At 41.6% G+C, this 15,604-nt stretch carries 18 protein-coding genes; all 18 read right to left on the minus strand.

The window, feature by feature from the left end; all coding sequences use genetic code 11:
* Positions 1–12 precede the first annotated feature (12 nt).
* Complete coding sequence (hslV, locus tag ABVF21_RS02695) at positions 13–552, minus strand: ATP-dependent protease subunit HslV (protein WP_303531285.1); 540 nt, start codon at positions 550–552, stop codon at positions 13–15.
* 17 nt (positions 553–569) lie between these two features.
* Entirely contained in the window at positions 570–1,478 is a 909-nt protein-coding gene (gene xerC, locus ABVF21_RS02700; RefSeq protein ID WP_303531283.1) for a tyrosine recombinase XerC, read from the minus strand.
* Between the two features lie 61 nt (positions 1,479–1,539).
* Entirely contained in the window at positions 1,540–2,844 is a 1,305-nt protein-coding gene (gene trmFO, locus ABVF21_RS02705) for an FADH(2)-oxidizing methylenetetrahydrofolate--tRNA-(uracil(54)-C(5))-methyltransferase TrmFO (protein ID WP_303531281.1), read from the minus strand.
* Between the two features lie 15 nt (positions 2,845–2,859).
* Positions 2,860–4,932: a type I DNA topoisomerase gene (gene topA, locus ABVF21_RS02710; RefSeq protein WP_371017442.1), complete on the minus strand. Its 2,073-nt coding sequence runs from the start codon at positions 4,930–4,932 to the stop codon at positions 2,860–2,862.
* A gap of 71 nt (positions 4,933–5,003) precedes the next feature.
* On the minus strand, positions 5,004–5,900 hold the full coding sequence (gene dprA / locus ABVF21_RS02715) for a DNA-processing protein DprA (RefSeq protein ID WP_303531277.1): 897 nt from the start codon (positions 5,898–5,900) through the stop codon (positions 5,004–5,006).
* An 85-nt stretch (positions 5,901–5,985) separates the two neighbouring features.
* Positions 5,986–6,894: a succinate--CoA ligase subunit alpha gene (sucD, locus tag ABVF21_RS02720; protein ID WP_303531275.1), complete on the minus strand. Its 909-nt coding sequence runs from the start codon at positions 6,892–6,894 to the stop codon at positions 5,986–5,988.
* A 16-nt stretch (positions 6,895–6,910) separates the two neighbouring features.
* Entirely contained in the window at positions 6,911–8,071 is a 1,161-nt protein-coding gene (gene sucC / locus ABVF21_RS02725) for an ADP-forming succinate--CoA ligase subunit beta (protein WP_194221409.1), read from the minus strand.
* 290 nt (positions 8,072–8,361) lie between these two features.
* Positions 8,362–8,538: a hypothetical protein gene (locus ABVF21_RS02730; RefSeq protein ID WP_371017443.1), complete on the minus strand. Its 177-nt coding sequence runs from the start codon at positions 8,536–8,538 to the stop codon at positions 8,362–8,364.
* A gap of 65 nt (positions 8,539–8,603) precedes the next feature.
* The gene (locus ABVF21_RS02735; RefSeq protein ID WP_303531271.1) at positions 8,604–9,383 is read right to left on the minus strand and encodes a ribonuclease HII; all 780 of its coding nucleotides are present in this window, start codon (positions 9,381–9,383) and stop codon (positions 8,604–8,606) included.
* 51 nt (positions 9,384–9,434) lie between these two features.
* Positions 9,435–10,283: a ribosome biogenesis GTPase YlqF gene (gene ylqF / locus ABVF21_RS02740; RefSeq protein WP_303531270.1), complete on the minus strand. Its 849-nt coding sequence runs from the start codon at positions 10,281–10,283 to the stop codon at positions 9,435–9,437.
* Positions 10,284–10,333: 50 nt separating this feature from the next.
* A complete protein-coding gene (gene lepB, locus ABVF21_RS02745; RefSeq protein WP_303531268.1) occupies positions 10,334–10,897 on the minus strand; it encodes a signal peptidase I in 564 nt (187 codons plus the stop codon).
* A 172-nt stretch (positions 10,898–11,069) separates the two neighbouring features.
* Positions 11,070–11,414: a 50S ribosomal protein L19 gene (gene rplS / locus ABVF21_RS02750; protein ID WP_098443362.1), complete on the minus strand. Its 345-nt coding sequence runs from the start codon at positions 11,412–11,414 to the stop codon at positions 11,070–11,072.
* 127 nt (positions 11,415–11,541) lie between these two features.
* Positions 11,542–12,273, minus strand: coding sequence for a tRNA (guanosine(37)-N1)-methyltransferase TrmD (gene trmD / locus ABVF21_RS02755; RefSeq protein WP_303531754.1), 732 nt, complete (start codon positions 12,271–12,273; stop codon positions 11,542–11,544).
* Between the two features lies 1 nt (position 12,274).
* Complete coding sequence (gene rimM, locus ABVF21_RS02760) at positions 12,275–12,790, minus strand: ribosome maturation factor RimM (protein WP_194221404.1); 516 nt, start codon at positions 12,788–12,790, stop codon at positions 12,275–12,277.
* Positions 12,787–13,203 carry a YlqD family protein gene (locus ABVF21_RS02765; protein ID WP_303531265.1) on the minus strand — a complete coding sequence of 139 codons (417 nt, stop codon included), beginning with the start codon at positions 13,201–13,203 and terminating at the stop codon, positions 12,787–12,789. Before ABVF21_RS02765 ends, rimM begins: the two co-directional genes overlap by 4 nt.
* Positions 13,204–13,582: 379 nt before the next feature.
* Entirely contained in the window at positions 13,583–13,810 is a 228-nt protein-coding gene (locus ABVF21_RS02770; RefSeq protein ID WP_303531264.1) for a KH domain-containing protein, read from the minus strand.
* Positions 13,811–13,892: 82 nt separating this feature from the next.
* Complete coding sequence (rpsP, locus tag ABVF21_RS02775) at positions 13,893–14,165, minus strand: 30S ribosomal protein S16 (RefSeq protein ID WP_098443358.1); 273 nt, start codon at positions 14,163–14,165, stop codon at positions 13,893–13,895.
* Positions 14,166–14,248: 83 nt separating this feature from the next.
* Positions 14,249–15,598 carry a signal recognition particle protein gene (gene ffh / locus ABVF21_RS02780; protein WP_194221401.1) on the minus strand — a complete coding sequence of 450 codons (1,350 nt, stop codon included), beginning with the start codon at positions 15,596–15,598 and terminating at the stop codon, positions 14,249–14,251.
* Between the last annotated feature and the right edge of the window lie 6 nt (positions 15,599–15,604).

A 15,604-nucleotide genomic window follows, 5' to 3' on the forward strand; every position in this document is an offset into this window, starting at 1 on the left:
ACAGTTTATATACTAAATGGTTTCTACGATAATTTGATCATTTGTGTACACGCAAATTTCTGATGCAATTTCCATAGAGGCCCGCGCAATTTCTTCAGCGGTTTTGTTATCACTGTATCGCTTAAGAGCTCTACCAGCTGAAAGTGCGTAGTTAGAACCTGAACCAATGGAAAGAATGCCATCATCAGGTTCGATTACTTCACCAGTACCTGAGATAAGCAGAAGCTCATCCTGATTCATAACGATTAACATGGCTTCAAGCTTTCTTAGTACGCGGTCACTGCGCCACTCTTTTGCGAGTTCAACAGCAGCACGCTGAAGGTTACCGCCGAATTCTTCCAGTTTGCTTTCGAATTTCTCAAAAAGAGTGAATGCATCCGCAACTGATCCTGCAAATCCAGCAATCACCTTCCCATGAAATAACCTTCTTACTTTCTTAGCCGTATGTTTCATGACTACGGCATTGCCAAATGTCACCTGGCCATCACCGGCCATTGCGCACTCCCCATTATGCTGTACTGCAAATATCGTCGTTGAATGAAAGTCTCCCATAAGTTCCTCCTCCCGAGCTATTTAGCTCTTGGGTGATGGTTCATGTATATATTTCGCAATCGATCTCCCGTCACATGGGTATAGATCTGAGTAGATGATAAATCGGAATGCCCTAAAAGCTCCTGAACAGATCGTAAGTCTGCCCCTTCATTCAGTAAATGTGTTGCGAATGTGTGTCTCATCACATGGGGACTTATATGTACATGCAGTGAAGCGTCTTTCACAATCTTATCCAAAATTGTTCGTACGCCTCTTGCTGTCACGCGACTACCTCTAAAGTTTAAAAACAGGGCTTTTGTCGGCTCTTTTCCGGACGAAGCGAGTTTTACTCGTCCATCCTCTAAATACTCTTTTATTGCATCTATAGCGAAACTACCAATTGGTACATATCTTTCCTTACGTCCCTTACCGATTACAAAAATAGTACCAATCGCGAAATCAATGTCTTCTAAATTAAGCGCAACGCATTCACTAACGCGAATACCACACCCGTACAATACTTCGAGCAAAGCTCTGTCTCTTTGACCAAGCGGCTTAGACGTATCGGGCGTATCAAACAATACATTGAGCTCTTTTTCATACAAAAATTGCGGAAGGCGCTTCTCTTGCTTCGGTAGTGAGCTCATTGTAAAAGGATTAACCTCAACGATGTTTTCACGTAAAAGGAATCGATATAAGCTTCGTAACGTTGAAATTTTTCTCGCTGCTGTTTTTCTTGCGTAACCTCGCTCGTGAAGCTCAGTCAAATAAATTCTGACATCTGCATAAGAAACAGCAGCAAAGACATCGATAGTCTGCTGCTTCATAAAAGACTTGAAATGTTCAATGTCCTGTAAGTAACCTGAGATCGTATGTGGTGAACAATTCTTCTCAATCTGAAGATACTCAGAAAATGATTGAATATGAGCTTGTTGGTTGTTATTCATCGTTATCACCTCAAAAGGCTTCTAAATCGTATCACAATTTAGAAGCCTTAGCAATAGGAATTTACAATCTTTTTACAAAATTCTGAATTGTTTCTAACGCTCGATTAGCGATCGTTTCATTACGCTCTTTCTTGCCTTTAATTCGCGTCTCAAGCGGTGGGAACAAACCAAAGTTAGCATTCATCGGTTGGAAGTTATCCGGATTAGCCGTCGTAATATAATTCGCTAAACTACCAAGCGCAGTTTCTTCAGGGAACACTAGCGGCTCTTCATCCTTCATTAGTCGAGCAGCGTTAAATCCAGCAATTAGTCCAGATGCTGCTGATTCTACGTACCCTTCCACACCTGTCATTTGACCTGCAAAGAATAGATTCTCGCGATCTTTGTATTGGTAAGTAGCTTTCAATAGGTTCGGTGAGTTAATAAACGTATTCCGGTGCATCACGCCATAACGTACGATGTCCGCGTTCTCAAGTCCAGGAATTAAGCGAATCACTTCTTTTTGTGGTCCCCATTTAAGGTGCGTTTGGAAACCAACAATGTTATACAGTGTACCAGAAGCATTATCCTGCCTAAGTTGAACGACAGCGTAAGGACGCTTTCCTGTTCTAGGATCTTCAAGACCTACAGGTTTAAGAGGACCAAACGTCATCGTCTTCTGCCCGCGCTGGGCCATTACTTCAATTGGCATGCATCCTTCGAAGAAAATTTCCTTCTCAAATTCTTTAAGCGGAACCGTTTCAGCTGAAATAAGTGCTTCATAGAACGTGTTAAATTCCTCTTCCGTCATTGGGCAGTTTAAATAAGCTGCCTCTCCCTTATCATAGCGTGACTTCTTATAAACTTTCTCCATATCAATACTTTCCGTTTCGATAATAGGAGCAGCAGCGTCATAGAAGTATAGGTACTCTTCTCCACTTAAAGCCTTTAACTGATCGGAAAGATCCTTAGAAGTTAGCGGACCTGTTGCAATAATTGTTGGGCCGTCAGGGATTTTAGTACATTCCTCTGAAAAGACCGTTACATTTGGATGGTTTTTAACATTCTCCGTTACCTTCGCAGCGAATTCATGACGATCCACAGCCAGTGCACCACCAGCCGGAACGGCACACTCGTCAGCAGACTTAATGATAACTGAATCCATTCGACGCATTTCTTCCTTTAAAACGCCGACTGCATTTGTTAATGTATTCGCTCTTAGTGAGTTACTACATACTAGCTCAGCAAATTTATCGGTATGGTGAGCAGGCGTTTGCTTCTTAGGACGCATCTCATAGAGATGAACGTCCACTCCTTGCTTTGCAAGTTGCCACGCTGCTTCACTTCCAGCAAGTCCGGCACCGATTACCGTCACATGTTTACTCATTGCCATAACCCCTTACTAGTTTTCTTCTTCAACGAAATCGCAGTTTACGCATTTGATTTCTTTCTTTTTCTTCGTTTTCTTCTCGACAAGTAAATCACCGCATTTAGGACATGGTCTTTTGATTGGTTTATCCCATGAAAGAAAATCACATTCCGGAAAACGATCACAACCATAGAAAAGACGGTTCTTTTTACTTTTTCGCTCTACAACATTACCTTCTTTACACTTCGGACAGGTAACACCAACTTCTTTAAGGATTGGTTTTGTATTACGGCAATCAGGAAAGTTTGAGCAAGCCATGAATTTCCCATAGCGTCCCATTTTGATGACCATAGGTGAACCACACTTCTCGCAATCTTCTCCAGCGGGTTCATCTTTAATCTCGACTTCCTTCATTTCTTCCTCGGCTACCTTCAGCCGCTTTTCGAAGTTTTGATAAAATTCATTGATGACAGAAATCCATTCTGCATCGCCATCCTCAATTTTGTCAAGATCATTTTCTAATCCCGCAGTGAATTCAATGTTGATGATATCCTGGAAGAACTCCAAAATCAGCTCTAATACAATTTCACCGAGCTCAGTTGGCACAAATTTCTTATCTTCTAACGCCACATACCCTCGACGTTGAATCGTATCAAGCGTAGGAGCGTAAGTAGAAGGGCGCCCTATACCGAGCTCTTCCATTGTTTTAACGAGGCGAGCTTCTGAATATCTCGGCGGCGGCTGTGTGAAGTGCTGAGATGGATCAATTTCTGATGTAGAAACATCCATGCCTTCTTCAAGGTCAGGAAGCATTTTATCTTCTTCTTTTTTATTGTCGTCGTTTCCTTCAACGTACACCTTCATAAACCCTTTAAATTTCACTTTAGAACCAGTCGCACGGAAGATCGTTCCGTTGTTCTCAAGATCTACACTCATCGTGTCCATAATAGCCGGTGCCATCTGACTGGCTACAAAACGCTCCCAGATGAGCTTGTATAAACGAAGCTGATCGCGCTTTAAGTAAGCCTTCATCTCGGAAGGATCACGCATAACAGATGTCGGTCGAACCGCTTCGTGAGCATCTTGTGATTTACCTGACTGCTTCTTAGCAGGCTTTTTACCCGATAAGTATGTGTCTCCATATTTACCTTGAATGTATTGCTTCGCTTCATCCTTCGCTGTTTCAGAGATGCGTGTTGAGTCAGTTCTCATGTACGTAATTAAACCGACTGTACCTTGTTTACCAATCGCAATCCCCTCGTAAAGCTGCTGAGCAAGCATCATTGTTTTCTTCGCTCGGAAGTTTAACTTTCTTGCTGCTTCTTGTTGAAGAGAAGATGTTGTAAATGAGAGGGCTGGGTTTCGCTTACGTTCTTTCTTTTGAACGGATTTGATCTCAAACTGATCTCCTTCAATGCGCTTTAACACGTTGTCGACGTCTTCACGTGATTGAAGATCTGTTTTCTTTCCATCTACTCCGTAAAAACCAGCTTCGAATTGCTCTCCATCTTTTTCGAAAGAAGCTTTGATTTTCCAATATTCTTCTGCCTGGAAATTCTGAATCTCTTTCTCTCTTTCAATAATAAGGCGAACTGCAACGGATTGAACTCGTCCAGCACTTAGGCCTTTTTTCACTTTTTTCCATAATAATGGACTGATGTTATACCCAACAAGTCGGTCAAGTACTCGACGCGCTTGCTGTGCATCCACTAAATCCATGTTAATTGGTCTCGGCTGCTTGAAAGCATCCTTTACCGCATCTTTTGTAATTTCGTTAAATACGACCCTGCATTCGGTTTGCTCATCAATCTTCAAACTGTGAGCTAGATGCCACGCAATCGCTTCCCCTTCGCGATCGGGGTCAGCTGCGAGATAGACTTTCTTCGCTTTTTTGGCTGCATCTTTAATTTCCTTAAGGACAGGGCCTTTCCCGCGTATTGTTATATATTTAGGAGCATAGTTGTTTTCCACATCAACGCCCATCTGACTTCTTGGCAGGTCAATGACATGACCTAATGAGGCTTTCACCTGATATTTCTTTCCTAAATATTTTTCAATTGTTTTTGCTTTAGCGGGAGATTCAACAATAACTAGATAATCTGCCACAATACGTTTCCTCCCCCCATTGAGGTAAATTTTAAAATCTTCCTTATTATTAAATAGTCAAAACTCGTTTGTCAAATAGTGCTAGTTTCATTTTCATGAAAATTCGGTAATTCATTAAGTATATCTTTTGCTTCTAATACTAGCTTAGCCCCCTGCTGAATAAGTCGATTTGTTCCTTCAAAGTACGAGTCAGTCATCCTGCCTGGTAAGCAAAAAACTTCTCGTCCCTGATCCATCGCTTGATCAGCAGTAATCAACGAACCACTTCGTTTTCTTGCTTCTACAATAAACGTTCCAAGCGATAATCCGCTAATAATTCGATTCCGCTCAGGAAACTGATGTTTTTCTGGTCCCCTATCTGGTGGATATTCTGAAAGAAGAAGACCGTTTTTTGCAATAATTGAAGCAAGTAGCTGATTTTCTTTAGGGTAAATATGCTTAAACCCGCTTCCAAGGACGGCAATCGTGCCTGCATCGTGATCAAGTGCGATCCGGTGTGCAAGAGTATCAACACCGAGAGCAAGACCACTTACGATCGTCCAACCTTTCGTTACGATTGGCGTTAAAATAAGTTTCATCATCGCTTCTGCATCACGCGAATGATTTCTTGACCCGACGACACTAAGAGCTCGTTGTTGATTAAGAAGCGCGGTGTTACCGATACAATATATAACCCACGGTGCATCATAAATATGCGAAAGCCTTTCAGGGTATGCTTCGTCAAATCTCGTAATAGCCCGAATTTCCCCTGCTTTAATATGAGAAATCCTCCATGGTTTCTTCATATGAAGATCTTCATATAATAAGCTCGCATGCTCTCCTGGTATGTGAAATTGTCTTAACTGAGTAGCAGACATATCATATATGCTTTGAAGCGTTGGGTCAAATGTAAGAAATGAACGCAGCACTTTCCAGTCAGTTCCTCGGCACTGATGTAACTGAATTAACCGGCTTCTAAACGTTCTCAACCATGCCTCTCCCCTATCAGCATTAAAATGTATTATTTTCTCGTTATGTATAAGAGAAATAGCTCCCGAACGGGAGCTATTACCATTAAGCCTTATGTGTTGTGCACTTCTGTAGTAATCCTTTATCTTCAAGAACAGAGATGAGCGTTTCGCCCATTACAGCAGGTGTAGGTGCGACTTTAATTCCGCACGACTCCATTGTCTTGATCTTCTCGTCAGCTGTCCCTTTACCGCCAGAAATAATTGCACCCGCATGACCCATGCGCTTTCCTGGAGGTGCCGTTTGGCCACCGATAAATCCAACGACAGGCTTTGTCATGTTTGCTTTCACCCATTCTGCCGCTTCTTCTTCTGCCGTACCACCGATTTCGCCGATCATAATGACGGCGTACGTATCTTCATCTTCGTTGAAAGCTTGCAAGACATCGATAAAGTTCGTTCCGTTAACAGGATCTCCGCCGATTCCAACAGCAGTGGATTGACCGATTCCTGATTCAGAAAGCTGATGAACAGCTTCATACGTTAATGTACCAGAACGAGAAACCACTCCTACGTGACCTTTTTTGTGAATGTAGCCAGGCATAATACCAATTTTACATTCATCAGGAGTAATCACACCAGGACAGTTCGGTCCTACAAGACGTGTTTTCTTCCCTTCCATATAACGCTTTACCTTCACCATATCGATGACAGGAATACCTTCCGTAATACAAATCGCAAGGTCCATTTCAGCGTCTACCGCTTCCATGATCGCATCTGCTGCAAAAGCAGGCGGAACATAGATGACCGAAGCATTAGCGCCAGTTTTTTGAACAGCTTGCTCAACTGTATCAAATACGGGAACGCCTTCCACTTCAGTACCGCCCTTACCTGGCGTTACACCACCAACAATTTTCGTACCATACTCAAGCATTTGCTGTGTATGAAATAAACCAACTGATCCTGTAATTCCTTGAACGATGACTTTTGTATCTTGATTAATGTATACGCTCATTCCTAGTCCCGCCTTTCTACTTCACTAATGAAACGATTTTTTCCGCGCCGTCAGCCATAGACTCAGCAGCGGTAATATTTAATCCAGAATCTTTCAGGATTTGCTTTCCAAGATCAACATTTGTGCCTTCAAGACGAACAACAAGCGGAATTTCAAGGCCTACTTGCTTCGTAGCTTCTACAACACCTTCAGCAATAACGTCACACTTCATGATCCCACCAAAAATGTTTACATAAATACCTTTAACATTTTTGTCTGATAAGATAATTTTGAAGGCTTCCGTTACTTTCTCAGCTGTTGCGCCGCCCCCAACGTCAAGGAAGTTAGCGGGATCGCCGCCGTAATGCTTGATAATATCCATCGTAGACATAGCAAGCCCTGCACCGTTAACCATGCAGCCGATATTACCATCAAGGGCAATGTAGCTAAGTTCATATTTTGATGCTTCGATTTCCTTTGAATCCTCTTCATCAAGATCACGAAGTTCAAGGATATCTTTATGGCGATAAAGCGCATTTGGATCAAAGTTTAATTTAGCATCAAGAGCCATTACGTTCCCATCCCCAGTTGTTACAAGAGGATTGATTTCCGCAATTGAAGCATCTTTTTCTACAAAAACTTTGTATAGGCCAAGCATAAACTTCACTGCTTTATTGATTTGTTCTTTCGGGATATTAATATTAAATGCTAGTCTTCTAGCCTGGTAACCCTGAAGACCTACAGCTGGATCGATCACTTCTTTGAAGATTTTCTCTGGGCTGTGTTCAGCCACTTCTTCAATTTCAGTTCCGCCTTCTTCAGATGCCATCATGACCACTCGTGACGTTACACGGTCAAGTACTAGACCAACGTAATATTCCTGTTTAATATCGCAACCTTCTTCAATAAGTAAGCGCTTTACTTCCTTGCCTTCTGGTCCCGTTTGATGAGTAACAAGTGTTTTTCCGAGGATCTCCTCAGCGTATGTACGAACTTCCTCAAGGTTCTTGGCAATTTTAACACCGCCAGCTTTTCCTCGACCACCTGCGTGGATTTGTGCTTTTACTACGTAAACTTTGCTGTCTAATTGTTTTGCAACGTCCACAGCTTCTTTCGCGGAGTATGCGACTTGTCCATTAGGGACTGATACCCCGTAGCTTCTTAGGACTTCTTTTCCTTGATATTCATGGATATTCATTCTCTCATCCTCCTATCCTAGTCAATCAAATCTTTGACGACGTTTTCATTGTATAGAAAATTCACACCGATTGTCTACCCTTTTGCATAAAGTCTCTGTTGTTTCTTGCAAATATTGTTCCAATTTATCCAGTAAAGAAGCTGTATAGCGATTCTTTCGCTCTTTTTCCGATGTGAACATTGCCATTTTTCACAAAATTTGTTGCATGAATCTCAACGCCATACGAAACTTTCAACTTTTTATTGAGGAAACAAGATTGATGACTAAAATTACAAAAAAAAGAAGAGGGACTATCTCCCCTCTTCTCGTTCGTCTCTTCCTGCTTTTTTTGGTGAGTTCTCTTGCTCTCTTCTTTTATGATCCGTAATGGTTAATTCTCTTGCAGCCGCAGGTGTGTAAACACCAAATTCTTCTCCGGCTTCTTCATAAAACGAGTCGTTTTTGTCTGGACGTCCTGGATCTTTCACAAATGATTGCTCCTTCACACTAGAATAGGTATAGTATCAACTGTTTCAGCCGATTCATACACAATTTAATGCAAGCCTAAGCGATCTCTTACAGGAGCAAATGATTTCCGATGTGCATCCGTGACACCATATTGATCAAGAGCAGCGAGATGTTCTTTCGTTCCATACCCCACATGTCGCTCAAATCCATATTGTGGATAAGTTTCTGCTAATTTTACCATCATGCGGTCACGTGTTACCTTCGCAACGATTGAGGCTGCTGCAATACTAACACTTCTCGAATCACCTTTAATGAGCGATTCCTGATCGATTTGTAGTGGGATGTGCATGGCATCCACTAGTAAGAAATCAGCTTGGACGTTCAATCCCTCAACGGCTTGTTGCATTGCTTTTTTGGTTGCTTGATAAATATTTAATTCATCAATTTCGCTTGAACTAACAACACCAATTCCAATTGAAATAGCATCCTTATGTATCTGATCAAATAAGTCATTGAGTTTCGCACGAGAAAGTTTTTTTGAATCCTGTAGCCCAAGTATAGGTAGATCAGGGTTTAATATGACCGCTGAAGCAACCACAGGGCCTGCTAAAGGGCCTCTTCCTACCTCATCGACTCCTGCTATAGCAAAACGACCTTGTTCTCTGTAATGAGCTTCTAAGGCGCTCATCTCTTCATGCATTTGAAGTATTTTCAATTTTTCTTGCTCTTTCTTTCCTTCTCTAGCAATTAAGCTCATCACACCTTTGCGTGTATCCTGTTTCCATTCTTCCCAATCATCGTTTGTATATTGCCCTCGCTCCAACATCTGGGTAATTTCTTTAATTGACTTTAGTTTTTCACTCATTTAATCTCCTCTTTCTCTTCAGTTCATTTAAAAAAGGTAAGGCTCATGGCCTTACCTTTCTGGCGTTTCAAGTGTCACATCGCCTAATTTACCACTTCGAAGCTCACGTAGCACGGTCTCAGCTGTTTTATCGTAATCAATCCAGCCGCCACTCATTAAAAAGCCACGTTTTTTCCCTATTTCATCAAACAACTCTACAACATCTTCAGGGATATCCTCAAGATGGTAGCGATCCTTCAGTCGGTTAGGATAATATTCACTCATGAATTTGAGTACATACACCGAAATATCCTGAAAATCCAGGATTTCATCTTTTATCGCTCCGGTAGCAGCTAGTTTATATCCGGTTATCTGGTCTTCAAACTTAGGCCATAAAATACCTGGCGTGTCGAGAAGGTCCATTTCATCGCCTACTTTGATCCACTGCTGCTTTTTCGTAATACCTGGTCGATCTCCTGTTTTAGCAATTTTCTTCCCCGCTAAACGGTTGATCAAGGTAGATTTCCCAACGTTAGGAATTCCTAAAATTAATGCCCGAACCGCGCGCGGCTTCATGCCCTTCTCGATCATCCGGTCAATCTTATCACTCATCAGCTCTCTAGCTGCTGCAGGAATACTTTTCACGCCTTTACCGGTTTGCGAATCAATTGGCAATGCTTTATGTCCTTGCGATTGAAAATAGTGTTTCCATTCAGTTGTTTTCTGATCATCCGCCATATCTGCTTTATTGAGCAAAATTAGTCTTGGCTTTGAAGAAACTATTTCATCAATCATCGGATTCCTTGAAGCAAGCGGGATGCGTGCATCCACTAGTTCAATTACAACATCAATCATTTTAAGCTTCTCGGTAATCTCCCGGCGTGCTTTTGCCATATGTCCGGGAAACCATTGAATCGTCATGCCATCTCCACCTATTCTCAAATCATGAGGTATCGAAAAATTCTAGATCCTCACTCCATTACTTGTATATCATTTAAGGGCCAAAAAATAACGTTTGCTTCTCCGACAACTTTTTCAACAGGAACGAAGCCAATGGAACGACTATCTTTACTATGTTGTCGATTGTCCCCCATCACAAACAATTGTCCTTCTGGAACTGTAGCTTCACCAGTTACACCAGTTAAATCGAAATCGTACGTTAAGTTCCCTTCTAGCAAATCATCTTTATATGGTTCTAGATAGGGCTCCTTAACCGCTTCACCATTTACGTAAAGCATATCGCCTTTGTATTCCACCTTATCTCCAGGAAGGCCAATCACTCGTTTAATATAATCTTTACCTTCAGGTGCCTCAAATACAATGATATCGAAACGTTCAGCATCACCAATATTATAGCTGATTTTGTTCACGATCATCCGATCACGATCCTGTAATGTCGGCATCATGCTTTCGCCATCAACAACGATGGGAGCAAAAATAAAATAGCGAACGGCTCCTGCTAGTATAAAAGCAATGATGAGCGCACGTATCCACTCCCAGGAATCTTTCTTCTCTGCTGATCTGGTGCTTTTCATGCTCGTTCCTCCTAATGAAAGGGTCTTTTTTACCTATTTCTTTCCCCTCTAGCCTTTCCTACAAACCTTTATAACCCGCTTTATTTTATCATAGAAAGTTACTTATTTCACATGAGTTTTTTTCAATAGAAAAAAGGAGCCTGACAATGCAAGCTCCCTTTCGCGTCTAACTTTATCGAATTTCTTTAATACGAGCGGCTTTACCACGAAGTGCACGCAAGTAGTATAGCTTAGCACGGCGAACTTTACCGCGACGAGCAACTTCAAGCTTAGCAACTTTTGGTGAATGTACAGGGAATGTACGCTCAACACCTACTCCGTAAGAAATCTTACGAACAGTAAATGTTTCACTGATTCCACCACCACGTCGTTTAATCACAACACCTTCGAATAACTGGATACGCTCACGAGTACCTTCGACAACTTTAACGTGAACTTTCACAGTATCTCCTGGTCGGAAATTAGGAAGATCCGACTTAAGTTGGTCTTTTGTGATATCCTGGATTAACTTGTGCATCAAGTAACCCTCCTTCCACACAGATGCTCATATAAATCATCTTGCATTACAGCGGAACATCGTAATAACGTGACTAATGCCACAACTGTTATCATAGCATAGCACTTTTTAGATTACAAGAATGAATTCACTCTTTTTCTCGCTTAATATCTTGAAGAAATTTCTCTTCTTCCTTCGTCAAGTTTTTCTCTCTAAGAAGATCCGGTCTTCTATTCCACGTGCGCCTTAACGATTCCTTAAGACGCCACTTACGAATAGCCTCATGATTTCCTGATAGAAGCACATCAGGCACGTTTAACCCAGCATAGTCAGCAGGGCGTGTGTAGTGAGGGTGCTCTAGTAAACCACTACTAAACGAATCCATAGGGGCTGATGTATCATTACCTAGGACTCCAGGGAGAAGTCTTGTAACACTGTCAATAACGACCATGCTCCCAAGCTCTCCTCCTGTTAAGACGAAGTCACCAATGGAGATCTCATCCGTTACTAGATTTTCCCGAATCCGCTCATCATACCCTTCATAATGACCGCAAATGAAAATAAGATGATCTTCCTTCGCAAGCTCTTCCGCTTTCTTTTGTGTAAATCTTTCTCCTTGAGGACACATCAGAATGACGCGCGGATGCTTTCCTGCTGAAAGATCGGCGACAGCATCAAAAACCGGTTGAGGCGTCAACACCATTCCAGCTCCCCCACCGTATGGATAATCATCAACGTTTTTATGCTTATTCGAACTATAGTCACGAAAATTAGTCACATTATAAGTCACAGCCCCATTATCCTGAGCACGCTTTAAAATCGAATGGTTAAATACACCTGAGAACATTTCAGGAAACAGCGAAAGCACATCAATCTTCATGCTAATCACGAAGTCCTTCCATTAAATGAACGGTAATTTTCCCTTCACTTAAATCGACCTGTTTCACCACTTGTTCGATGTATGGTAACAAAAGATCCTTACCCCCGCCAGCAGTTTGAACAACCCAAACATCATTTGCTCCTGGTGAAAGAATTTCTTTTACCTTACCAAGATACTCGCCATCTTCAGTATGAACTTCAAGCCCGATAATATCACGGTAGTAGAATTCTTCTTTTGATAGCTTTCCTCCTTGATCTTCCTTTACTTTCAGAATACCTTCTTTCATGTGCTGTACTTCGTTTATATTGTGAAACCCTTCAAATGTAAGCAAATCAAACTGCTTATGCTTTCTATGTGATGAAACGGTTAAAGTTACAGGCTCATCATCCTTAAACAAGTACAGCTTGTTGCCTATTGCATAACGCTCCTCTGGAAAATCAGTTCTAGAAATAACGCGTACTTCACCTCGCACGCCATGTGTATTCACGATCTTTCCTACATTAAGCCATTCTGTCATATCATAATATCCTTTCCTTTTGAGTCAGGGAAGATGCTTTGCACAACCCCATCTTTTACGACTATTTTACCTTTTTGCTCTCTTCCATGCCACTCGTCGCCAATTTGAACTTCCTGAATGGATTGAATTTCACCGTCGTGAATTTCAGACCCTAAAGTCAACTGATCAAGTTGATCCATTTTGAAATCAAGGAATGACATTCGTTCAGATCTTGTCCGAATTTCTTTATCAAATTGATCAGCTATCCACTTTTGATCAGAAGGGCGTTTTTTTTGCAGGCGCTTCATTTCAAATTGAAGTTGATCACATTCCCGCAGAAGAGAGGCATGTTCTTTTTGCCATTTGTCTAGATAGGAAGCCCGGCTTTCTTCAGTTAAAATTTGTTTCACATCATACGTTACAATGATTTTCATTCCGCTGCCCTCCATATGTAAATAGGACCTGATTTTCACACAATAAATAGAAGCAATAGAAAAACCTGGCTTCTGGCCAAGTCTTTTAAAAAGGGAAAGTTTTCGTATTTGATATTAAATCCACTTTCTCATAAGGCTATGTTAATAAATGTGGTTGATTTTTGGCTAAGACGAGTGAAACAGATGTTTCATTCGATTGAGCCAATAAACGAGATATCATCACAATAAGATAACATAGCTTATCATAAAAAAAGAGCCCTTACGATCAATGAGAAGTTTTATAAACGTTAAATATGGATTATGAATCTGGTGAAAGGCACGTGAATTGAAAGTTTCATTCGAGTGAGCTAAAACAAAAAAAGAGGAGTTTCATCTCCCCCTAAAGTATCTCCAACTGTACACGTTTATTGGACTGAACAGCAGCGGCGTTCATCACCGTACGGATTGATCTAGCGACCTTTCCCTGCTTCCCAATCACCTTTCCTGTGTCCTCTGCATGAACGTGAAGCTTGTATATATCCAAACTGCTTGTCTCATCTTTTTCAACACGAACTTCATCAGGATAATCGACAAGAGCTTTTACAATTGTTTCAACCAGGGCTTCCATTATAATCTACCACCTTTTTAAAAATGATGGACCTAGATACACCAAAGGAGGCTTTCAAGAAAGCCTCCTCTAAGGTGTTAAATTACTTTGTGTTTTTTGCGTTGTGAAGCTTCTCCATAAGACCTGCAGTGGAGAATAAGTTACGTACTGTATCAGAAGGCTTAGCGCCTTTAAGCATCCAATCAAGAGCTTTCTCTTCGTTGATTTTCACTTCAACTGGATTAGCAACCGGATTGTAAGTACCGATTTCCTCGATGAAGCGTCCGTCACGTGGTGCACGTGAATCAGCAACAACTACGCGATAGTAAGGAGCTCTTTTAGCACCCATACGCTTTAAACGAATTTTAACTGCCATGTGTTTCACCTCCAAAAATATTCACATAAATAAATATAATATCATAAATTTATACTCTTGTAAAGAGAAAATTTACTTCATTTTTATTGCATGAATGGGAAATTCATGCCCTTACCTTTTTTCTTACCGCCTTTAGACATGTTGGTCATCTGTTTCATCATCTTCTTCATCTCATCAAATTGCTTCAAGAGACGATTGACATCTTGCACAGATGTTCCACTACCGACGGCAATTCTTTTTTTGCGACTCGCATTGATGAGATCAGGCTCTTCTTTCTCGCGTGTTGTCATGGATTGAATAATGGCTTCAACTCGGCCAATTTGCTTCTCATCAACACTGACATTTTTCATGGCTTTCTTATTCATTCCAGGAATCATGTCCATCAATTCATCAAGCGGTCCCATGCTTCGAACCTGACCAAGCTGATCAAGGAAATCATCGAACGTAAAGCTCATCGTTCGCATCTTTTTCTCAAGTTCTTTTGCTTTGTCTTCATCTACTGAAGTCTGGGCTTTTTCAATGAGCGTTAAAACGTCTCCCATTCCGAGAATTCGCGATGCCATTCTCTCAGGATGAAACGGTTCAAGTGCATCGAGCTTCTCACCCATACCAGCAAACTTGATCGGTTTATCTGTTACAGACTTGATCGAAAGTGCAGCACCACCGCGCGTGTCACCATCAAGCTTTGTTAGAATGACACCCGTTATATCAAGCGCATCATTAAAGCTTTCGGCTACATTCACAGCGTCCTGTCCTGTCATCGAATCAACGACAAGAAAAACTTCGTCAGGCGTAACAGCTTCTTTAACATCTTTTAGCTCTTGCATTAGATTTTCATCAATATGCAAGCGACCGGCTGTGTCAATAATGACATAGTCAAGATGCTCTTCTTTTGCTTTTTCGATTGCTTTAGTTGCAATCTCAACCGGACTAACCTGATCGCCCATCGAGAACACCGGCATACTAAGTTGTTTACCAAGCGTTTCAAGCTGGTTAATCGCAGCAGGACGATATATATCCGCCGCTACTAATAGTGGTTTGCGGTTGTGATTTTTACGTAAATGGTTTGCAAGCTTCCCGACAGTAGTCGTCTTACCTGCACCCTGTAGTCCGGCCATCATAATAACAGTCGGCGGGCGACTTGAAACAGCAATTTTGCTCTGTTCGCCACCCATTAGCGCTGTCAGCTCTTCATTAACGACTTTAATGACCTGCTGCCCTGGCGTCAGGCTTTTCATAACTTCCTGTCCGACGGCGCGCTCTTTGACCTTATTGATAAACTGTTTTACGACTTTAAAGTTAACATCGGCTTCAAGCAAGGCTAGCCTTACTTCACGCATCATTTCTTTGACGTCAGCTTCTGTTACTTTCCCTTTACCGCGTATTTTCTGCAGGGTGTCTTGCAGTCGGTCGGCTAACCCTTCAAATGCCATGTTCGC

This window comes from Pseudalkalibacillus sp. JSM 102089 (genome assembly GCF_041366475.1).
GTDB lineage: Bacteria > Bacillota > Bacilli > Bacillales > Guptibacillaceae > Guptibacillus > Guptibacillus hwajinpoensis_B.

Coding starts and splice junctions, on each gene's coding strand:
- rpsP (WP_098443358.1), bottom strand. CDS start 14,165: ATGGCAGTTAAAATTCGTTTAAAGCGTATGGGTGCTAAAAGAGCTCCT.
- trmD (WP_303531754.1), bottom strand. CDS start 12,273: ATGAAGATTGATGTGCTTTCGCTGTTTCCTGAAATGTTCTCAGGTGTA.
- sucC (WP_194221409.1), bottom strand. CDS start 8,071: ATGAATATCCATGAATATCAAGGAAAAGAAGTCCTAAGAAGCTACGGG.
- rimM (WP_194221404.1), bottom strand. CDS start 12,790: ATGACAGAATGGCTTAATGTAGGAAAGATCGTGAATACACATGGCGTG.
- lepB (WP_303531268.1), bottom strand. CDS start 10,897: ATGAAAAGCACCAGATCAGCAGAGAAGAAAGATTCCTGGGAGTGGATA.
- ylqF (WP_303531270.1), bottom strand. CDS start 10,283: ATGACGATTCAATGGTTTCCCGGACATATGGCAAAAGCACGCCGGGAG.
- xerC (WP_303531283.1), bottom strand. CDS start 1,478: ATGAATAACAACCAACAAGCTCATATTCAATCATTTTCTGAGTATCTT.
- ABVF21_RS02770 (WP_303531264.1), bottom strand. CDS start 13,810: ATGGAAGCCCTGGTTGAAACAATTGTAAAAGCTCTTGTCGATTATCCT.
- trmFO (WP_303531281.1), bottom strand. CDS start 2,844: ATGAGTAAACATGTGACGGTAATCGGTGCCGGACTTGCTGGAAGTGAA.
- ABVF21_RS02735 (WP_303531271.1), bottom strand. CDS start 9,383: ATGAGTGAAAAACTAAAGTCAATTAAAGAAATTACCCAGATGTTGGAG.
- ffh (WP_194221401.1), bottom strand. CDS start 15,598: ATGGCATTTGAAGGGTTAGCCGACCGACTGCAAGACACCCTGCAGAAA.
- rplS (WP_098443362.1), bottom strand. CDS start 11,414: ATGCACAAGTTAATCCAGGATATCACAAAAGACCAACTTAAGTCGGAT.
- hslV (WP_303531285.1), bottom strand. CDS start 552: ATGGGAGACTTTCATTCAACGACGATATTTGCAGTACAGCATAATGGG.
- ABVF21_RS02765 (WP_303531265.1), bottom strand. CDS start 13,203: ATGAAAATCATTGTAACGTATGATGTGAAACAAATTTTAACTGAAGAA.
- sucD (WP_303531275.1), bottom strand. CDS start 6,894: ATGAGCGTATACATTAATCAAGATACAAAAGTCATCGTTCAAGGAATT.